General features: G+C 40.5%; 14 protein-coding genes. 11 read left to right on the forward strand and 3 right to left on the reverse strand.

The features are described 5' to 3' along the window. Positions 1–70: 70 nt before the first annotated feature. Positions 71–1,522, reverse strand: a complete 1,452-nt coding sequence (locus tag D1164_RS18235) for an arylsulfatase (RefSeq protein WP_119351340.1) — start codon at positions 1,520–1,522, stop codon at positions 71–73. A gap of 107 nt (positions 1,523–1,629) precedes the next feature. Between D1164_RS18235 and D1164_RS18240 the strand changes: the two genes are divergently transcribed. The 5 genes from D1164_RS18240 (at position 1,630) to D1164_RS18260 (ending at position 10,520) form a co-directional block, all read left to right on the forward strand. Further along, positions 1,630–2,277, forward strand: a complete 648-nt coding sequence (locus D1164_RS18240; protein WP_147372226.1) for an RNA polymerase sigma factor — start codon at positions 1,630–1,632, stop codon at positions 2,275–2,277. A 125-nt stretch (positions 2,278–2,402) separates the two neighbouring features. Further along, on the forward strand, positions 2,403–3,587 hold the full coding sequence (locus D1164_RS18245) for a FecR family protein (RefSeq protein WP_119351342.1): 1,185 nt from the start codon (positions 2,403–2,405) through the stop codon (positions 3,585–3,587). Positions 3,588–3,673: 86 nt separating this feature from the next. Further along, complete coding sequence (locus tag D1164_RS18250; protein ID WP_119351343.1) at positions 3,674–7,114, forward strand: SusC/RagA family TonB-linked outer membrane protein; 3,441 nt, start codon at positions 3,674–3,676, stop codon at positions 7,112–7,114. A gap of 31 nt (positions 7,115–7,145) precedes the next feature. Continuing rightward, positions 7,146–8,903: a RagB/SusD family nutrient uptake outer membrane protein gene (locus D1164_RS18255; protein ID WP_119351396.1), complete on the forward strand. Its 1,758-nt coding sequence runs from the start codon at positions 7,146–7,148 to the stop codon at positions 8,901–8,903. A gap of 258 nt (positions 8,904–9,161) precedes the next feature. Then, positions 9,162–10,520: a neutral/alkaline non-lysosomal ceramidase N-terminal domain-containing protein gene (locus D1164_RS18260; protein ID WP_119351397.1), complete on the forward strand. Its 1,359-nt coding sequence runs from the start codon at positions 9,162–9,164 to the stop codon at positions 10,518–10,520. Between the two features lie 198 nt (positions 10,521–10,718). Here D1164_RS18260 and trpS read toward each other — a convergent pair whose 3' ends face one another. Both trpS and D1164_RS18270 read right to left on the reverse strand, forming a co-directional pair. Continuing rightward, positions 10,719–11,720, reverse strand: a complete 1,002-nt coding sequence (trpS, locus tag D1164_RS18265; RefSeq protein ID WP_119351344.1) for a tryptophan--tRNA ligase — start codon at positions 11,718–11,720, stop codon at positions 10,719–10,721. Between the two features lie 208 nt (positions 11,721–11,928). Next, positions 11,929–13,305 (reverse strand): MFS transporter, encoded by a 1,377-nt coding sequence (locus D1164_RS18270; protein WP_119351345.1) that lies wholly within the window; start codon positions 13,303–13,305, stop codon positions 11,929–11,931. A 136-nt stretch (positions 13,306–13,441) separates the two neighbouring features. On the opposite strand from D1164_RS18270, the gene D1164_RS18275 reads away from it, so the two are divergent. The 6 genes from D1164_RS18275 to D1164_RS18300 all read left to right on the forward strand — a co-directional run bounded on the left by D1164_RS18275 (position 13,442) and on the right by D1164_RS18300 (position 19,902). After that, positions 13,442–13,996 carry an RNA polymerase sigma-70 factor gene (locus tag D1164_RS18275; protein WP_119351346.1) on the forward strand — a complete coding sequence of 185 codons (555 nt, stop codon included), beginning with the start codon at positions 13,442–13,444 and terminating at the stop codon, positions 13,994–13,996. 52 nt (positions 13,997–14,048) lie between these two features. Beyond that, the gene (locus D1164_RS18280; protein ID WP_119351347.1) at positions 14,049–15,089 is read left to right on the forward strand and encodes a FecR family protein; all 1,041 of its coding nucleotides are present in this window, start codon (positions 14,049–14,051) and stop codon (positions 15,087–15,089) included. 27 nt (positions 15,090–15,116) lie between these two features. Further along, on the forward strand, positions 15,117–16,682 hold the full coding sequence (locus tag D1164_RS18285) for an aspartyl protease family protein (RefSeq protein ID WP_119351348.1): 1,566 nt from the start codon (positions 15,117–15,119) through the stop codon (positions 16,680–16,682). Next, positions 16,682–18,208 carry a carboxypeptidase-like regulatory domain-containing protein gene (locus D1164_RS18290; protein WP_119351349.1) on the forward strand — a complete coding sequence of 509 codons (1,527 nt, stop codon included), beginning with the start codon at positions 16,682–16,684 and terminating at the stop codon, positions 18,206–18,208. The genes D1164_RS18285 and D1164_RS18290 overlap by 1 nt, the downstream gene beginning before the upstream one ends. A 74-nt stretch (positions 18,209–18,282) precedes the next feature. After that, the gene (gene rbfA, locus D1164_RS18295; protein ID WP_119351350.1) at positions 18,283–18,627 is read left to right on the forward strand and encodes a 30S ribosome-binding factor RbfA; all 345 of its coding nucleotides are present in this window, start codon (positions 18,283–18,285) and stop codon (positions 18,625–18,627) included. Between the two features lie 48 nt (positions 18,628–18,675). Continuing rightward, a complete protein-coding gene (locus D1164_RS18300) occupies positions 18,676–19,902 on the forward strand; it encodes an ABC transporter permease (protein WP_119351351.1) in 1,227 nt (408 codons plus the stop codon). The last annotated feature ends 37 nt before the right edge of the window (positions 19,903–19,939 follow it).

Raw genomic sequence — 19,939 nt, forward strand, 5'->3', positions numbered from 1 at the left:
TATGATTGATTTTTACCCCAAACCTACCAAAAATATCAATATAACAAAGTAATATGTTAAAAATTACTTGTTAGTGTAAATAACCTCTTGATTTGAAAGCGAAAACTTCCGATTCAGTTCGGGCGTTGGTCATAATCTCTGAGAGTTCCTTAACAATATCCGTATGTTGTTCAGCCACATTGTTTTCCTCGCCCAAATCTTTTTCAAGATTATACAACTCGGTAGTTGTTTCTTCAGGATTGAGGACGTTGTATCTCACCAGTTTCCAGTTTCCTTTCCGAACAGCCTGTCGGCCTCCGCGCTCATGAAATTCCCAATACATGTATTCATGGTTTTTTTGCTGATCCTCGTTGCCCAGCAATTCCGGTAAAAACGATATTCCGTCGATACTTTCAGGAACATTGGCTCTGGAAATTTCAGCTACGGTTGGAAAAACATCCCAGAATGCAGAAATATGATCTGACTCAGTACCCGCAGCAATTTTTCCTTCCCAAACTGCAATCATCGGCACCCGAATCCCACCTTCGTATAAGTCACGTTTGTAGCCTTTCAGGGGGCCGTTACTATCGAAATAATCGGGATCAGCTCCCCCTTCCAGGTGTGGGCCGTTATCGGATGAAAACAAAATAATTGTATTCTCATAAACACCCAGTTCCTTCAATTTGGCCACAATTTCACCCACCTGGTCGTCAAGTATATGAATCATGGCTGCAAAAGCAGCATGTGATTCAGGTTGTGAGCCATAAGGCCCCTGTCTGTAATTTTCACCACTGTCAACTCCTTTATAACCTTTTTCCGGCATGAATTTTCCCCGGTACTTTTCCATGTACTTCTCAGGGGCTAACAGTTCTGCATGCGGAATAATGGATGGATAATACAAAAAAAACGGCTTGTCTTTATTTGTTTCCAAAAATTGAAGCGCCTTTTGGTGAATAACATCCGGGCCATACTGTCCCGTCTGTTTTTCCCTGTTCCCTTCAAGCATTACTTTTTCCTGGTTGTTCCACAGGTGATAAGGATAATAATTATGCCCCATCCGCTGGCAGTTGTACCCAAAAAATTCGTCGAATCCCTGGTGGTTGGGATCGCCCTCCGAGCCAGGATACCCCAGTCCCCATTTACCAAAAGCGCCAGTGGTGTAGCCTGCATCCTGCAATGCCTCCGCAATGGTAACAGCTTCGGCCTTCAGCGGATATTGACCTTCGGGCTTCCACTCTTTATTCCCTCTAATAAATGTGTGCCCGGTATGCTGCCCGGTCATGAGTGCTGAACGGGAAGGTGCACAAACCGTAGAACCTGAGTAATGCCGGGTAAATTTCATCCCATTTTCAGCCAGTTTATCAATGTTGGGTGTGGAAAAAAGTTTTTGCCCGTAACAGCTTACATCGCTGTAGCCCAAATCATCGGCCAGAATGTAAACGATATTGGGTTGACGAGGCTCTGCTTCCTTATGCTTTTGCGGATGGTGACATGCGGTAAATAACAGGATAGAAGCCGGCAATAAAATGCTCATTCTGTTCATTACAATATTATTTTTTGAAACTCAGACCAGATTAAGACGATCTACATGTAGGTAAAAATACATATTATGTGCTACATTTAAGGTAATTTTCATAAAATTGCAATTTATTGGAAAATAAACGATTTGAGTGGATGAATCTAACTGAAAAATCCAATCTTCTTGAACCCTGGAACCAATTTGTATTGAATGGCAATCACAATGCCCTGTCAAAAATATATTTCCATTATTACGATCAATTATTTACTTATGGATTAAAGCACACTTCAGACAAACAGATCGTCGAAGATTCTATCCAGACCCTTTTTTTGAATTTTATCCGTAACAGAAAGGGAATTGGAACGGTAAAAAACCTTTCAGGTTATTTAATGAGCGCGTTCCGGCATCAGCTTTTTCACAACCTGTCAAATCAAAAAAAAACCATATTACCAGGTGAAATCAAGGAGGAAAAGTTCGTTTACTTTAAAAATCAGGAGGAAGAAATTTCCGACAAAGAACACCTCGAAGAGGTACACAACGCAGTAAAAAAATCGGTTGACAGGCTTCCTTCCAGGCAGCAGGAAATTATTTTTTTACACTTCGAAAGCGGTGTACCTTACGAAGAAATCGCCAAAATGCTTGACATTACAATAGATTCCTGTTATAAGTCTGTTTACCGTTCGGTAAGAACAATCAGGGAAGAAGTGGAGAAAATACTGGGTAAAGGAAATAATATCATACTTTGGTTTTTTTCGTTCTTTCACGGCAGGAAAACTTAAGCAAGTTTTCTCTTTTTCAGGTTATTATATTTCAAAAAAAAGAAAACAGGAAATTATCTGTAAGAAAAAAAATATTTTTTCTGTAAAAACTCTGTCCAGATTTTTCATTTTTTCTCTCATTAATTATGAAAGGGCTATTTTTTTCAATGAAACAGGAATACAAAACATATAACATCGATGACTTTATCCTCGACGATGATTTCAGAGATATTGTTTACGGTGAAAATTCCAGTGATCGTATCAGCAAGCTTCTGGATATTTATCCTGAAAAAAGACAGGAAATCAAGCTGGCTGCCCGGATTATTAAGGAATTACAAACAACTGGTTTTTATCAACCCAAAGAAAGACAACGGGAACTTTGGCAACAGATTGCCGGCGAACAAAAAAGAAAGATCCGTTTGACATGGCTTAAACTGGCGGCATCCTTCCTGTTGCTAATAGGCATGGGAAGCGCCATATTTTATTGGACAGACCAAAATAGCAATAACAAACCCCTGGCTGAAACAGGAATGATATCCGAAGATGCTGTTTTGATTCTCGATAACGGGGAGAGTGTTGCTATCACCAGCAAAGAATCAACCGTTCAATATTCGTCAGACGGCTCGGAAATTGTTGTTAACGACTCCTCACAAATTGCCCGTTCCACTTCGTCGGGAGGAACCAACCAGTTGATAGTTCCTTATGGCAAACGGTCGTTTATCACACTCTCTGAAGGAACGAAGGTCTGGCTTAATTCGGGATCCAGATTGATTTTTCCATCCATTTTCTCAGGAAACTTACGTGAAGTGGAGGTGCAAGGTGAAGCCTATTTCGAAGTCGCATGCAACCGGGAACAGCCCTTCTATGTAAAAACGGACCTTTTCAAAATCAAGGTTTACGGAACAAAATTTAATGTGCAGGCATACACTCAGGACAATACCTATAATGTCGTTTTGCTGGAGGGAAAAGTAGGAATGAGTCCGGACAATGAAACCTATTCCAGCGAAGTATTTCTTGCTCCGAATCAGAAAGCACTCATGGCAAAAGGAACAAAAGATTTTGAGATTACCTCTGTAGAAGATGCCGGGGCATACATTGCATGGAAAGACGGTTACCTCACTTTTATCGATGAAGAAGTTGGAAAAGTATTAAAAAGAGTATCAAGATATTACAACATAGACATTGAGTCCAGTCTGTCTGATAATACAGAACATATTTATGGAAAACTGGAACTGAAAGACGAAGTGGACAGAGTGCTGGAAGGCATTGCCTTTATTTCAAAAACCCAATATAAAAAGGAAGGAGGAAAATACATATTTTTTGAACCATAGAAAAGCCGGTTGATGCTGGTAACATCAACCGGCTTAAACAATAAAGCCCTTAGGGCAAAATTATTTATCTAAAACAATTCAAAACTATGAAAAAAAAATCGATTTGTTACTCTTCCAGAGTGCGGAAGAGGTTTATTGTTATTTTTAGAACAATGAAATTGTTAAGTATTTTGATTTTTGCTGGTTCGATGGCTGTTACGGCCAGTACCTATTCTCAGGTGACTAAAATTGATTTGAGGGTTGAAAATGCAACCCTGACTGAAATTTTTGAAGCCATTGAAAAAAACAGCGAGTTCATATTTGTGTATAATGCAAATGTGGTCAACACACATGTCAAGAAAAGCATTTCAGTAAAAAATGAAAACATTGAAAAAGTTCTGGATATTTTATTCCGGGGCATCGATGTGGCTTACCGGATTGATGACCGGCAGGTATTTCTGTACAAGAGGGAAGACCTGAAACGCATGGGGCGTATTGAAACAAACATTGAAGATACGGGTGATCAACCCGGGCGAATAGAAATCACAGGAATGGTAAAAGATGCAGGTGGCCTTCCTCTACCTGGGGTCTCTGTTATTGTAAAAGGAACTACCATTGGAACCGTAACAAATGCCGATGGCGAGTTTTCGCTTCGTATTCCGGCTGATGCCAAAACACTACAGTTCTCGTTTGTGGGTATGCAGGCTCAGGAGATACCTGTGGAAGGAAAAAATACCTTTTCGGTAGTGATGCAGGAAAGTGTTGTGGGAATTGAAGAAGTGGTAGCTGTGGGCTATGGCACCATGAAAAAAAGTGACTTAACAGGTTCCGTTACTCAAGTTGATGCCGAGATGTACAAAAGACAGCCACTGACACAAGTAACCGAGATGTTAACCGGAACGGTTGCCGGATTTCGTTCAACGCAAAGTACTGCAGCATCGGGTGGTAGTTCGATGATGGTGAGAGGTCCGAATTCTATTAACGCCAGCAACACTCCGTTGGTTGTTCTTGATGGTGTTATTTACAACGGAGACATAAGTGATATTAACCCCGCCGATATTGTGACTATTGATGTCCTTAAAGATGCCAGTTCAGCTGCAGTTTTTGGAGCAAAAGCAGCTGCAGGGGTTATACTTATTACTACTTCTAAAGGAGATAAAGGAAGTCCGTCAATCAATGTTTCTATGAAATTGGGAGTAAGTGAAGCCAGAAACAAAGATTTTCTGGTCCGGGATGAAAATAATTTTATGGAATACAGAAAAAACTTTTTTAGAACACTGTACGGAACCCAGCCCGATTACTACTGGTTTAGTCCCAATGATTTACCTGAAGGTGTTTCTTTAGAGCAATGGAGATCGGCAAGTTCAAACCCTAACCCCGATGATACACGGGAATGGCTGGCACGCATGAATTTTTTTCCTGGTGAGGTCCAGAATTATTTAGATGGAAATTCGGTATACTGGGCAAATGAAGTAATGCCAAAAGGAATTAGAAAAGATTTTGATGTGAGCGTTAGTGGTGGTACAGAAAATGCTACTTACTACTGGTCAATAGGATACATTGATAACGAAGGAATAATAAAGGGAGACAAATTTTCTGCATTAAGATCCAGGCTAAATAATGAATATAAGATTAACGAATGGCTCAAGGTTGGAGTTAATTTACAATATGCCTTTCGCGACGAGAGCACAGTTACAGCAAACCTGGGAGAAGCAGGGGTTCAAAGTCCGTATTCAAAAGTTTTTAACGATGACGGAACAGTAAATTGGTACCCTTATGGTTACGAGGTAAGCAGGAATCCACTATTAAATACTTACGGGCAAGACAGGTTAAGAAAAGTACAGGGATTATTCGCCGTCCTATATTCTGAACTAACTCTCCCCTATGGCTTTTCATATCGCTTCTCTTATCAGCCCAATGTTCAGAACATTAAAGATTATAATTATTGGTCGCCTGATACTTATGTTGGCTCTGTTTCTTATGCAAACGGCCGTATTGAAAGAACAGATTATTCAAACTACGAGTGGATGATTGATAATCTGATCAAATGGAATAAAACATTCGATAAACACAGCTTCGATTTGACTTTGCTGTTTAATGCTGAAATGAATTCTGACTGGGAAAGCATGATGGCCAATTCAAATATTCAACCAGAACCGGTTCTTGGCTATCATGGAATTCAATTTGGTATATATCCTGCAGTAGAAAGTGATGATTCAAAAGTAACCGGAGATGCCCTAATGGCTCGCCTCAATTATACACTAAACGAGAAATATCTGTTCACTGGCTCCATCAGGAGAGACGGGTATTCAGCATTTGGACAAAAATACCCGAGAGCCACTTTCCCTGCTGCTGCCTTTGCCTGGCAAATTTCAAGAGAAAATTTTTTTAACGAAGATTGGTTTATCAACAGAGCTAAACTCAGAATATCATGGGGGAGAAACGGGAATAGATCCATTGGTGCATATTCTGCATTATCAGCGCTTTCTTTAAATCAGTATTACGATGGTTCTCTTGTTCAAATGGGCGTTAATACTTCAAGGCTGGCAAACAATAATTTGAGATGGGAAGAAACAGAGTCATTGAATATTGGTATCGATATGGGGCTCTTTGATAATCGCTTTGATCTTTCCCTGGATGTTTACAGCATGTCCACTACTGATTTGTTGGTTGAACGATCATTGCCCAAAATTACAGGTTTTGAAAATATTACAACCAACATAGGCCAGCTCGAAAACAAAGGATTCGAATTGACATTGGTATCCAAAAACATTAATACGTCGAATTTCACTTGGAAATCAATCTTTACGTATGCAATGAACCGAAATAAAGTGGCAGAACTTTTTGGTGATAAAGGAGAATATGTTTTGGAAGGAAAAACTCAGGAAGGAGAAATGCCGGATATTACAAATAAATGGTTTCCGGGAAAAGCTCTTGACGTTATTTGGGACTATGATATCATTGGAATCTGGCAACTGGGTGAAGAAGAAGAAGCCAGTAAATACAATCTTAAACCAGGCGATTTCAAAGCAAAAAATCTGGATGATGTAGAGAAATATGAAGCCCTGCAGGATAAAACCTTTATCGGGTATAAAGAGCCACGTCACAGTATGGGCTTAATGAATGAATTCACTCTTTTTAAAAATATCTCTGCATCCGTTTTCCTTCGTGCCGATTTGGGTCACTTAAGGGAATTTGCCTATTCAGTGAGAGGATGGAGTATGTTTGACAGACAAAATTCAAATAACTATCCATACTGGACCTTTGAAAACAAATCAAACGAGTATCCCAGGTTAAATAATAATCTTGCCTCATTTGGAGGAGGGATCATGCCTTACAAACCGACATCATTCTTTAGGGTACAGGATATTTCGGTTTCTTACAATCTGGTAAATACTATCAGCAAGATTAAATACCTTAAAAGTTGTGATATCTTCTTGTCTGCGAGGAATATATTGACTATAACCAATTGGCCTGGCTGGGATCCGGAATCAGGAAATGACCCCATGCCTAGAATTTATTCAGTCGGGATAAATTTTACCTTATAAGATGAATTTAATAAACGCTAAGATTAATCACATGAAAAACATAGTATTTTCTTTACTGTTAATTTTAATAAGTATATCCTGCTCTGACGATTTTCTGAAACCAGAGCCACTGTCTTTCTACTCACCCGAAAATATTTTTGTTAATAGAGAAGGGTTTGAATCACTACTGATTACTTTAAGAAAAGACCTTCGTCAGGAAAATACCGAACAAAAAAATTTCCTTGCTCACCAATATGCTGCTTCTGAAATAGGAGTACCCTGGTTACAAATGGATTTTCGGCAACTGACACCTACAACAGATCAATATCAACAATTTGTCAATCAGATTAATACCATCTTTTCCATAGTAAAAAATTCTAATACAATCATTTCAAGAATTGATAATATAGAGTGGGAGAATGAGTCTGACAGGAATGAAATACTCGCTGAAGCTTTATGGCACAGATCGTACTGGTATTACAGACTGGTTGGCAACTATGGTGATTTGCCATTTGTTAAGGAAGAGGTTACAAACGCAAAGCTCGACTATAAAACCCATTCAAGGTGGGCAATTTTAGAGAAAATGCAGGAAGATATGGAATGGGCAGTCCAGTGGTTACCCGAAAGTGCCGTAAAAGGGGCTCCAACCAAAGGAGCCGGGAACCACCTGTTGACAAAAATTTATCTGGCAAACTTAGAATTTGATAAAGCCATAGGATCTGCCACTGAAGTAATAAATGGCCCTTATGCATTAATGGAGAACAGATTTGGGCAAGACAAAGACGATCAATTAAAGAATGTAATATGGGATCTTCATCGTCCTAAAAACAGAAACCTGGATGAGAATACAGAAACCATTCTGGCTTTTATCGATCGCTATGAGGCACCTGATGGCGCCCGCTCAGGGGGAACATATACAATGCGGGTTTACAATTGCTCATGGTGGCACACCAATAACGGGAAAGACTCAGAGGGAAACAGAGGGTTCATTGATAATGGTGCTTTGTATGATTCATTAGGCAGAGGAAACCCGGATGTCGCATTAAGTGATTATCATAGTTATGAAATTTGGAAAGAATATGGAAACGATTATAAAAACACACCGGACTTAAGACGTGCTGATATAAACTGGTATGATGTGGAAGAATTACGCTACAACAATCCTAATTCTGTCGACTATGGTAAAGTTTGGGACAAAAACAACATGGACATTCCGGGAGAGTATTGGGCACGTTTTTACTCCATGCCTTTTTACAAAACCTATGTTCCAAATCATCCGGATCAGGAAGGAAGACCAATGGGTAGCAACGGAGATTGGTACATTTTCAGATTAGCAGAAACATTCCTTTTAAGAGCAGAAGCCTATTATTGGAAAGGGGAATTAGGTTTAGCGGCTGACGATATTAATGAAGTCAGAAAAAGAGCAGAAGCCATTCCCATTTCATCAGCAGATGTTACCATTGATTACATTTTTGATGAGAGAGCCAGGGAATTATTTCTGGAAGAACCTCGTCAGAATGAATTAAACAGGGTATCCTATATTCTCGCTAAACTAAATCGCGATGGCTATAGTTTAGATAATATTCATGAAAAGAATTGGTTTTTTGACAGGGTTATTTCGTTGAATACTTTCTATCTGAGAGCTGATGAAGTAAGTATTTTAGGTTGGCACCCTTATATTGAGCCTCATAATTTTCAGTGGCCTATAGATGATAACTTAATAAATGCCAATACCTTAGGAAGAATTAATCAAAATAAAGGATATGTTGGTTCTGAAAGAAATGAACCTCCTCTTGAAGTAATTGAGTAAAAAATAATGCGTTGACGGAATACTAATGGTTGGCTGCAGGTAAATTTTATTTATACTGTTAAATGTAATAGGAAAATACTATCTGACAACAACCAGTCAACTCACCTTTTCTTTCCGTCAACGCATTGTATTTAAATGCAATGCATGTAAATATTAACTATCTTCCATTCTTTTCGTTCATAGTCAATATTGAGTAAAAGCAATATGTTTAAAAAATGGTTGTCTATCTTTAAACGGAAAAACAAAATTTCAGATATTATGAGAAGACTTATACTTCCCTTTTTGATGTTTATTGCATTAGCATCTTGGGGAAAATCAAATCATTCCACCATTGGATGGAAAGCGGGTACAGCCAGGATTACTATTACTCCTGAACAATCGATGTGGATGGCAGGTTACGCTGCGCGTACAAAGCCTGCAGAAGGTAAATTACACGATTTGTGGGCAAAAGCACTGTTTCTGGAAGATTCAGAAGAAAATAAGTCTTTATTGATAACTACCGACCTGATTGGTTTCTCCAAAGTACTTTCGGATCGTATATGCAATAAACTGGAAGAAAAAATGGGGTTGTCACGCGCTCAAATAATTTTAAATAGTTCTCATACTCACTCCGGACCTGTGCTGACTGATGATTCAAAAAATTATTATCCCCTGGATGCTGATCAAATCAAAAAACGAGATGATTATTCGGACTTGCTGGTTGAAAAAATTATACAGATATCGTTGGAAGCAGAGCGCAAATTAAAACCGGTAAATCTTTTTGCGCAAAACGGTGTGGTGCGCTTCCAGGTAAACCGAAGAAATAATCAGGAGTCAAAAATAGAAGAAACAACAGAACTGAAAGGCCCCAATGATTTTGCCGTTCCGGTGTTAAAAGTAGAAAATAAGCAAGGGAAGACAGAAGCCATTGTTTTTGGTTATGCCTGCCATGCCACAGTTCTTAATGGATACGAATGGTCGGGAGATTACCCCGGCTTTGCCCAGATTGAACTCGAAAAGAAGTACAAAGGGGCAACAGCAATGTTTTTTCAGGGGGCCGGAGCAGATCAAAATCCATTACCCCGCCGCTCAATTCCTCTTGCCGAGCAGTATGGAAAAGAGTTGGCTTCGGCTGTTAATCGGGTTTTAAATGAAAAAATGACCCCACTGACTTCCCATTTAAAAACGGCTTATTCAGAGACAGATATCCGGTTTGCCCATGCACCCCCAACGGCAAAAAAGCTCCACCAAATTACAGAAGAAAATTCAGGCTATCCGGAATACTTAAAACTCAATGCTCACTTTCTACTTGAAAAAGTAAAAAATGGAAAAAAACTGATTGGTTCTTATCCTTATCCTGTCCAGGTATGGAAAATGGGGGAGCACCTTCTTATATCTTTAGGGGGAGAGTTATTAACCGGCTACGCTATAAGGCTTAAAAAGATCTACGGGAACAACACTTTCGTTTTGGGTTATAGCAATGATGTAATGGCTTATATTCCTACTGCAGAGGTTCTTGCCGAAGGGGGCTACGAAGGAACACGATCCGCACTGTTTACAACCCCCTGGTCTTCTGATATTGAGGAAGTTATTATAAATAAAGTTGCCCAATTAGTTTCTAAACTTGAAAAAGAATGAAAGTTTTACCCCCTCAGCAAACGTGACCAAAATGCATTGTCTATGGTAAGACATCTGAAATCATAAGATTTCAGAATGGTATAAAATTGAAGCCTTTTCTGAAAGTATCCAATCTTTCACCATACGTTTTAACTGAGCCGCAAAACAAAAAAGCCGGGCAACAGCCCGGCATCAATGTAACCTAGGGTATATGTTGTGTTAATACAACTTTCTGAATCCAACCACTTCCTTCACTTCGTTCAGCGTTTTTGAAGCTGATTCGCGTGCTTTTTCAGCACCTCTTCTGGCAACTTGTGCAAGGTACGCATCATTCTCCAAAATGTCAATAATCCGCTCGCGGATTGGAGCCGTGTACGAAATAATATCCTCTGCCAGTTGCTTTTTCAGATCGCCATAGCGGATTTCACATGTGTTGTAAAGCTCGTTAAAATGTGCTACAGTAGAAGGTTCCGACACAATTTCCATCAGGGTAAACAGGTTTTGGATGGGTTCCGGTTTTTCCTGATTCAACTCAGTAGGGCCGGAGTCGGTTACCGCCCGCATCACTTTTTTACGAATCGATTTCGGGTCTTCGTAAAGGTTGATGGCATTTCCTTCCGACTTTCCCATCTTACCACTGCCATCCAGTCCCGGAACCTTAATCATGTCTTTCCCGTCGAAGGTATATGGTTTTGGTATGGGAAACACTTTCTTCTTGTACATCCTGTTGAACCGCTTGGCAAACTTCCGGGCCATTTCCAGGTTTTGCTCCTGATCTTTTCCCACAGGAACAAAATTAGCCTTGTGAATAATGATATCGGCAGCCATCAGGACAGGGTAGGTGAGGAGTCCGGCATTCACATTGTCGGGCTGCTGCCGCGCCTTATCCTTAAACGAGGTAGTACGTTCCAGCTCACCGAGGTAAGCATTCATGTTCAGGATAGTATAAAGTTCGGTTACTTCCGGTACGTCGCTCTGGATGTAAATGGTAGCCTTCTCCGGGTCAATGCCGCAAGCCAGGTATTCGGCCAGTACCTGCTTCACCCCTGATTGCAGGTTTTCGGGCGTTGGGTGCGTGGTAAGCGAGTGGATGTCAGCAATAAAAAAGAAGCAATTGAAATCCTCCTGCATCCGCACAAAATTCTGTACCGCCCCAAAATAATTTCCGAGGTGCAAATAGCCCGTGGGCCTGATCCCGCTGAGAACTGTCGGTTTGTTCATTGTAATTATTCTGAATTTTTTCAGGCAACAAAAATAGAAAAAAATCCCGGAGGGAGTTTACTCCAAACCCCTCGCACTGATGTCAAAATCCCAAATGAGTCAGTATGCCGCTAAAAATTTCATCAGTAAGGGACTCTGTAAAACCCGTTACCCGTGCATTTCGCATCCAAAAAATGGCATTTGAAATTTCACGTGAAACAGCAAAAAACTACTGCGATACTTGCCTTCTTCTGTCCACTCTTCTTACTACCACTCCATAAATCAATAGTGCAACAGCTGAAATAAGCGATATACCTACAAAGTAAAACCAGATATAATGGGCATTTGATGCCGCATCGGCCCATGCTTCCCGTGTAGAAAACAACCGCGGATCAGGGCAGTACTTTTCGAGCAAAACCCCTGACATGATAAACCCGAAAACAGAGGACAAAAACGAATGTAAATGACTAAACCCCAAATACAATCCCTCTTCTCCTTTAGGAGCCTGCAATGAAAAATACTCTAAAAAACGCGGAGATATAAAGGTTTCAGCAAATCCTTGAAAGGCAATCCCCACAACCATCATAAAGGCCACAGGGTGCATGCCCATAATATCGTGGCTCATCATGTTTCCGGAGGCCATAAAAAGCGCTGAAACAGGCATAATAAACATTCCTAAAGACATGCTGAAAAGCGCCGATCGTTTTCGCATAAAATGAGTAACCAATCCTACCGTAGTAAATACAACCAATGGATTTACGTTTGCATACCACGATGGCGAGGCTCCCTCTCCGGCCAAACGCAACACGTACTTCGGCATGGTTGCATACATTTGATGCTGCACCATCCAAAAGCCAGTAATAATTAGAATCAGAACAATCAGCCTTACATTTGTCAACACCTTAATCAGGCTTTCCCATATTTCACTTAGTTTTTTACCTTCTCCCTGGTGCTGGTGGCTTGTATACATCATAAAAACAATGATTAACGCCACCAAAGTCATAATGGCTGAAAAATAATTAATCCATATCAGACCCGTATTGCCCATCATCTCACGGAGAGGTTTTACCATGGTTTTCCCTGAAAAAGCGCCGATATTCACCATGGCATAAAAAATACTGTACCCCCTTGCCCTGTTTTCTTTTGTGGTTTCTTTGGCCACTGTGCCGGTAATAACAGATTTTATAAACGACCCGCCCACTACAATGAGCGCCAGTACCGGAATAACAGTATACTTTTGTGCCGAAGATTCCAGCCCGGTAAACAGTGTGGTTCCGCTGTAATCTACCAGGCCGGCTGCCTCGAACATACCGGGAAATATTCCCAGTCCGGCATACCCGATTGTAAGCAGCGTAAACGCCAGCAACAACGATTTTCGGAATCCGATTTTATCGGCATAAGCCCCGGCAAAAGTCGGAAGCAGGTACAACATCGCCTGAAATATTCCGGCAATGGCGGCCGCTTCAATATCGCCAAAACCAAGAATACGCGAAAGGTAAAGGGTAATTACGATAAAAACTCCATAATAAGCTGCCCGCTCAAAAAGTTCAACTGTATTGGCAATCCAAAATGCCCGGGGAAACTTCCAGGTTTCTTTTTTTTCCATAACGATTTATCTGAAAAGAGGGCACAAAATTAGCAGCACAAATCAAACAAAAAACCACAAATGACAGCTTCCCTGTTTTTATTACTCCAAAAAAGTGTAGTTTTATTACCTTAGTCATCCATAACAAAAGGAAAACATGGACCGGCAGGAAGACGCTGTATTATTCCAAAAAATTAAGTTGGGCGATGAAAAATCCTTCGAACTTCTTTTCCGTCGCTACTACGGTCATCTGTGCCTGTATGCGGTTCGTTTTACCCAAAATAATCCGGAGGCAGAAGAAATTGTCCAGGATCTTTTTGCAAAGATTTGGGAAAAAAAAGAGCAACTTACTATTTCCACATCGGTTAAAAACTATCTTTTTCGATCCGTTAAAAACCACTGTTTAAATTTTCTGCAACACAGTCAGATTAAAAATCAGTATTCTCAAAAAGTCTGCTCCGAAGCAAACGATCTCAAAGAATCTGAGGATACGAACTATATTGAAATCGATATGCTCCGGAAAATTGAGGAGAGCATTCAGGCGCTTCCCGAAAAACGCCGGAAAATATTCAGACTAAGCCGGCAGGAAGGTTTAAAATACCGGGAAATAGCTGAAAAACTTGACATCTCCATTAAAACCGTTGAAACACAAATGGGATTGGCTATTAAAACCTTACGCGAGAAACTCAAAGATTTTCTGCCCGCCTTCTAGTTTTTTGAAAACAGATTCAGGGTAACCTTCCCGTCAACTGTCTTTATAACAAATGAAGACAAAAAAATCCATAGAAAATCCAGATTGGGAGCTGATAGCCAAATTCATGTCAAACGAAGCATCATCAGCTGAAAAGGAAGAGGTGGAACAATGGGCTGCCCAATCAGAACAAAATTGTAAGGAACTTGAAAAAACAGAGGTGTTACTAAATAAAACCGATTGGTTTTTTCGCCTGAAAAATTATGACACCGATACAGCCTGGCAACAAGTAAGGGAAAAAAGTTATTCCGTACAATCCTCTTATAGTAAGAACAATAATCCGAAAAGAATTTTTTCTCCGGCACTGCTCAGGTATGCTGCAGCTGTTTTAATTGCCTTACTGTTGGGCGCAACAGGATATTATTTCGGATTTAAAAACCAGATCAGGGAAGTTTACAGTGAAATTATTTCCGCCGAAAAACAAGTTGTGAACGAATATGTCCTTCCGGACGGTTCGGTGGTAACTCTAAACAGCAACTCTAAACTGGAATTCCCTAAAAAGTTTAAAAAGAATGTGCGGGAGGTAACCATTTCTGGTGAAGCGTTTTTCGACGTAAAATCCGATCCGGAGAAACCATTTATTATCCATGCCGGAAATGCAGAGGTAAAAGTATTGGGCACTTCCTTTAATGTATGCGCTTACCCTGAAGCCGAAACCGTGGAAGTAGTAGTTGAAGCCGGCACAGTAGAGGTGATTTGCCTTCAGAAGAAAAAACTGGAAGAAAACAGGAAACTTCTGCTGAATGCCGGAGAGAAAGGAACCTTACTAAATTACAGCCGGAAAATCGAAAAAACACTCAATGCCGATCCCAACTACCTGGCCTGGAAAACCCGTAACCTGGTATTCGACCAAACACCGCTAAACGAAGTAATTCAGTATCTGAATAAAACATATCATACTGATATTCAATTCAAAGGAAAGAACATTGAACAATTGGTTTTAACCGCTCAATTTGAAAAGAAATCTGTCGATTTTATTTTGAATGTCATTCAACTGACATTTGACCTGGAACTAACACGGGAAAACGAGACCTATATTTTATCAGAAGGCTAAAATTAAAAAACTTTAATACCAGTTATCATGAAAACAATAGGGAAAAAAATCGGAATGGCATGGGTCCTGGCAATTGCTGTTTTTGCCTTTGCAACCAGAGCCGGCATTGCCCAACAGCCAAACAATCAGGTACTCGACCAAAACGTCAGCATTTATGCTGAAGACGAACCTTTGTCGGATGTAATCGAAAAAATCTGTAATTACCTCGACCTCGATTATTCGTACAACTCGAACATCGTTGCGGGGAAAATGGTGAATCTGAATATTTCGAACAAGCCGATTAAGTTTGTGCTGGAAAAACTGATGAAAGACTTTTACCTTTTGTTTGAAGTTGAAGATAACATATTGGTTGTCAGAGACTATGTACCACTTGATAAAAGTATTGACTTCGACAGAAACACCAACCAGTTTCACAGCGCCAACAGGGGTTTTCTTTTCGATGATCCGCGCGAGAAGTCCATTACCATCAAATTTGAATCGGCCAGTAATCTTATCATTATCCCGGTAACCATCAACGAATCGGATACCCTGAATTTTATTCTTGACACCGGGGTCCGGTACCCTATTATTACCGAATTACCTTTTGTAAACAAGCTGAATCTTAACTACATGATGCCGGTGAAAATACAAGGGCTCGGCGAGGGAGATGAACTTACAGCCTACCGGTCGGGCAACAATACGATAAGACTCAACGGGCTCACTGCGTGGAACCAGGAGATACAAATGATTATTGACGAGAACTTCCAGATATCACACATGCTTGGGCTTCCGGTTCATGGACTTATTGGATTCAACCTTTTTAAAGACTATATCGTAAAAATCGATTACCCCGGTGAAAAAATAACGCTTTACCGACCAGAGCATTACAAGTACCGCGACCGGCGAAAAGACATTATTCTGCCTTTGCATCTCGACGGAAATAAACCGTATGTACGTACAAGCATTGTAACGGAAGACCTGCGTGAAGTACCGGTAAAATTACTGGTTGACACGGGTGCCAGCGATGCCATCTGGCTTTCTGAGAAATCAGACGATCGCATTGAACTGCCCGACAACCGCATTGAAACATTTCTGGGAAGAGGGCTCAACGGCGATCTTTACGGTGTAAAAGGCCGGATAGACGGCCTGTGGGTAGGGCCTTTGGTATTACCCAAACCCATTGTGGCCTTTCCTAACTCGGAGCTCATAGACCAGCTCATTTCGGCCAACGACCGGAATGGAACCATCGGGGCAGAAATTCTCAGACGATTTTCTGTTACCATCGACTACCGCAACAGCCGGTTAACACTGAGGCCTACTTTCCGGGTAAAAGAAGAGTTTAACTATAATATGAGCGGAATGGAAGTAATAAACCCCATGCCGGGACTGCCCATTTTCACTATTGCCGACATCCGGGAAAATTCACCGGCTTACTTTGCCGGCCTTAAAAAGAATGACCAGATTCTTTCACTCAACAACAGCAATCACCAATCGCTGGAACTAAACGACATCAATCTTTTATTTCAAAGCAGGGAAAACAAAAAAATTAAGATAAAAGTATTACGTGACGGGGAAGAATATAAAACCTCGTTTGAATTGAAAAAAGTGTTTTAATGCGCTTTATTTCCTTTTCTATATGGATAGCCATCCTGCTGATTAGTCTCCAAGTCGGTGGACAGCAACAGGATGGTTCTGTTCTCGAAAGAAGAGTTTCAATCCATGCAGAAAGGCAGCCTCTTACAACTGTTTTAGACCAGATTAGCTGGCAGGCCAAAGTTTATTTTTCTTTTGATGCTTCGCTGATCGAGACAGATAAAATGGTTACCATAAAAGCGATCGATAAATCACTTTACTTTGTACTCAACCAACTTTTTAATCCTGATGATTTTTCCCTGACCGAAATGGAAAATCAAATTATTATCACAAAAAATCAGGAACGGAAAAAGGGGGATCAAACGGTTGAGCCAGATACTATTCCGATAAAATATTTTTTCCTTTCGGGAAAAATTCTCGACCGTAAAAAGAAAAACCCTGTCAGCTATGCTTCCGTTTCCGTTTTTAACAAGCCTGTAGGAACTATTACCAATGCCGACGGAGAATTCCTGCTAAAACTGCATCCGCAGCATATAAACGACACACTGATTATTTCAAGCATGGGATATGCACGGATTTTTATGCCGGCACACAAACTTTTGGATGAAGATTTAATCCTTCTGGAACCTGTGACCATACGCATTCGTGAAATAAAAGTAACAGCCATCTCTCCGGATAAGCTACTCGAAAATATCCGTGAAAATCTTGAAAAAAATTATACTTCATACCCCAAACTTATGACGGCTTTTTACCGTGAAACAGTTAGGCAGGACGGGGAATACATCAATGTTTCCGAAGCAGTAGTTGAAATATTAAAAGCCCCTTACATAAACACTTTCCGTAACGATGTTGTACGATTGATGAAAGGGCGCCAAAGCCCCGATGTTCAGCCCTTTAAATGGATGAATTTTAAATTGCAGGGAGGACCGTTCACTATTACCCAGCTTGATGTGGTAAAAACAATGGAAACATTTATTGACAAGGATTATCAGCATCATTACAACTATAAAATCAGCCGGGTGGTCCGGTACAACGATATTCCGGTTTATATCCTTGAATTTGAACCTGTAAACAATATAGATTTTCACGGATTCATCGGAGAAATATATGTTCACCGTGAAACATTTGCCATTGTTCATGCCCGGTTCGGATTTGACCGCAGCGGTTTGAAAAAAGCGACTCCTATATTAGTTAAACGCACCCCTCCCGGTGTTAAAGCACGCCCCTCGTTTGTGGAATACCATGTAAATTACCAACATTACCAGGGAAAATGGCAACTGGCCACAACCCGTGCTTCTATTAAATTTAAAATCCGAAGCCGGGTAGATAATATTAATTCGGAATTTCACAGTGTTTCTGATTTGCTTATTACTGACATCCAACCAACAGAACTCAAAAGGTTCCGGCCTGATGAATCTTTTTCGCGACGCGATATTTTTGTGGAAATGATAGGTAACTACGATCCAAAATTCTGGGAAAATTTCAACATCATCAAACCCGACGAAGACCTGCGGAATGCCATGCAGAAACTTACTTCAGGTAACTAAAAATCTTGTTTCTGACTTTTCAAACTATTTTCCTTAATTTTGAGCCAGCTTAAAACCGGAAACAATATTCATTTATGGAACAATTTAGCACCAGGCAAAATAAAATTTCAAGGCTTGTTCAACGCGAGATGGCCGATATTTTATTGCAATTCAACAAATCAAAATACCAGGGAAAGCTTATCAGCGTAACCATTGTAAGGGTTACCAAAGACATGGGTATTGCCCGGATTTACCTCAGCATTTTTCCGTCGGAATTTGCAACGGAAATTTTAAGTGAAATCGAATTAAACGGAAAATTCCTGAGGGGAGAACTGGGCAGGAGAATAGGGAAAAGTGTACGGATTATTCCGGAGCTGGAATTCTATATCGACGACAGCCTTGATTACATCGATCACATCGATGATCTGCTTCACAAATAATACCTGTTCAATAATTTCTAAAAGAAACCGTTTTTTCAAAAAGACAAATTGAATCTGCCACTTTTCATAGCGCTGCGGTATTTGTTTTCCAAAAAGAAACAAAACATTATTAACATCATTTCTGCTATTTCAGTGGCGGGAATCATTGTCGGGACTATGGCGCTGGTCATTGTCCTTTCGGTATTTAATGGCTTTAACAGCCTGATTGAGAATTTCTTCAGCAATTTTGATCCTGATCTAAAAATTACCGCCGCCAAAGGAAAAATGTTTACGCCTTCTGAGAACCGCTTCGATGAAATAAAAAATCTTCCGGGTGTGGTTCATTATGCTGAAGTGATTGAAGAGGTGGCGCTTCTCAAGTACGATACCCGGCAATACCCGGCCATCGTAAAAGGGGTACCACCCAATTACGGCCGGTACACCAATATTGACACGCTTATTGTTGACGGGGTGTTTATGCTGGAAGACGAAGGCATGGACTACGCTATGGTGGGGCAGGGGGTTGCCTACAACCTCGGCCTTGGACTTTCGTTTGTCGATCCCATCCGGATTTTTGTACCGAAAAAAGGAAGGCAGGCCTCTGTGAACATGGCACGTTCCCTTAATTTCGACTACATCTTCCCGGCAGGTGTTTTTGCAGTCCTGGAGGAAATTGACTCCAAGTACATTATTGTTCCTTACCACTTTGCCGCGAGTCTTTTTGACAGTGAAAACCAGGTTTCCGCCGTAGAACTGGGAATTGATCCGAATGTAAATGCGCGGCGATTACAAAAAGAAATTCAACATATCCTGGGTGAGTCGTTCCAGGTAAAAAACAAATACCAGCAGCACGATTTGATTTTCAGAACCATGAAATCAGAAAAATGGGCTTCCTACTTCATCCTTGTTTTTATACTGATAGTTGCCTCTTTCAACATGTTGGGAAGCCTTTCTATGCTGATAATAGACAAGAAAGAAGACCTTTTTATATTGCGTGGCATGGGCGCTGATTCAGAACTCATCCGGCGTATTTTTTTGTTTGAAGGATGGCTCATCTCGTTTTTTGGCGCTGTGATTGGCTCGTTACTCGGTATTTTTATATGCTGGCTGCAAATAAAATATGAAATCGTTACTTTACCGGGTACCGGTTCGTTCGTTATTTCGGCCTACCCGGTCAAAATCATATTTTCAGATATCCTGCTCATTTTAAGCATTGTAATTGGCATCGGATTTATTGCTTCGTGGTACCCGGTCCGGTTTATCTCTCACCGGTTTTTAATGAATGAAAATCTGTAAGGAACAAGAAGTAGTATATTGCATTCCTGATATTCGT

The sequence above is a fragment of the Mariniphaga sediminis genome (assembly GCF_003573545.1).
Lineage (GTDB): Bacteria > Bacteroidota > Bacteroidia > Bacteroidales > Prolixibacteraceae > Mariniphaga > Mariniphaga sediminis.

Excerpts from the sequence above, each read along its gene's own strand:
- D1164_RS18235 (WP_119351340.1), bottom strand. The coding sequence starts at position 1,522 with ATGAACAGAATGAGCATTTTATTGCCGGCTTCTATCCTGTTATTTACC.
- D1164_RS18245 (WP_119351342.1), top strand. The coding sequence starts at position 2,403 with ATGAAAGGGCTATTTTTTTCAATGAAACAGGAATACAAAACATATAAC.
- D1164_RS18250 (WP_119351343.1), top strand. The coding sequence starts at position 3,674 with ATGAAAAAAAAATCGATTTGTTACTCTTCCAGAGTGCGGAAGAGGTTT.
- D1164_RS18255 (WP_119351396.1), top strand. The coding sequence starts at position 7,146 with ATGAAAAACATAGTATTTTCTTTACTGTTAATTTTAATAAGTATATCC.
- D1164_RS18260 (WP_119351397.1), top strand. The coding sequence starts at position 9,162 with ATGAGAAGACTTATACTTCCCTTTTTGATGTTTATTGCATTAGCATCT.
- trpS (WP_119351344.1), bottom strand. The coding sequence starts at position 11,720 with ATGAACAAACCGACAGTTCTCAGCGGGATCAGGCCCACGGGCTATTTG.
- D1164_RS18270 (WP_119351345.1), bottom strand. The coding sequence starts at position 13,305 with ATGGAAAAAAAAGAAACCTGGAAGTTTCCCCGGGCATTTTGGATTGCC.
- D1164_RS18275 (WP_119351346.1), top strand. The coding sequence starts at position 13,442 with ATGGACCGGCAGGAAGACGCTGTATTATTCCAAAAAATTAAGTTGGGC.
- D1164_RS18280 (WP_119351347.1), top strand. The coding sequence starts at position 14,049 with ATGAAGACAAAAAAATCCATAGAAAATCCAGATTGGGAGCTGATAGCC.
- D1164_RS18285 (WP_119351348.1), top strand. The coding sequence starts at position 15,117 with ATGAAAACAATAGGGAAAAAAATCGGAATGGCATGGGTCCTGGCAATT.
- D1164_RS18290 (WP_119351349.1), top strand. The coding sequence starts at position 16,682 with ATGCGCTTTATTTCCTTTTCTATATGGATAGCCATCCTGCTGATTAGT.
- rbfA (WP_119351350.1), top strand. The coding sequence starts at position 18,283 with ATGGAACAATTTAGCACCAGGCAAAATAAAATTTCAAGGCTTGTTCAA.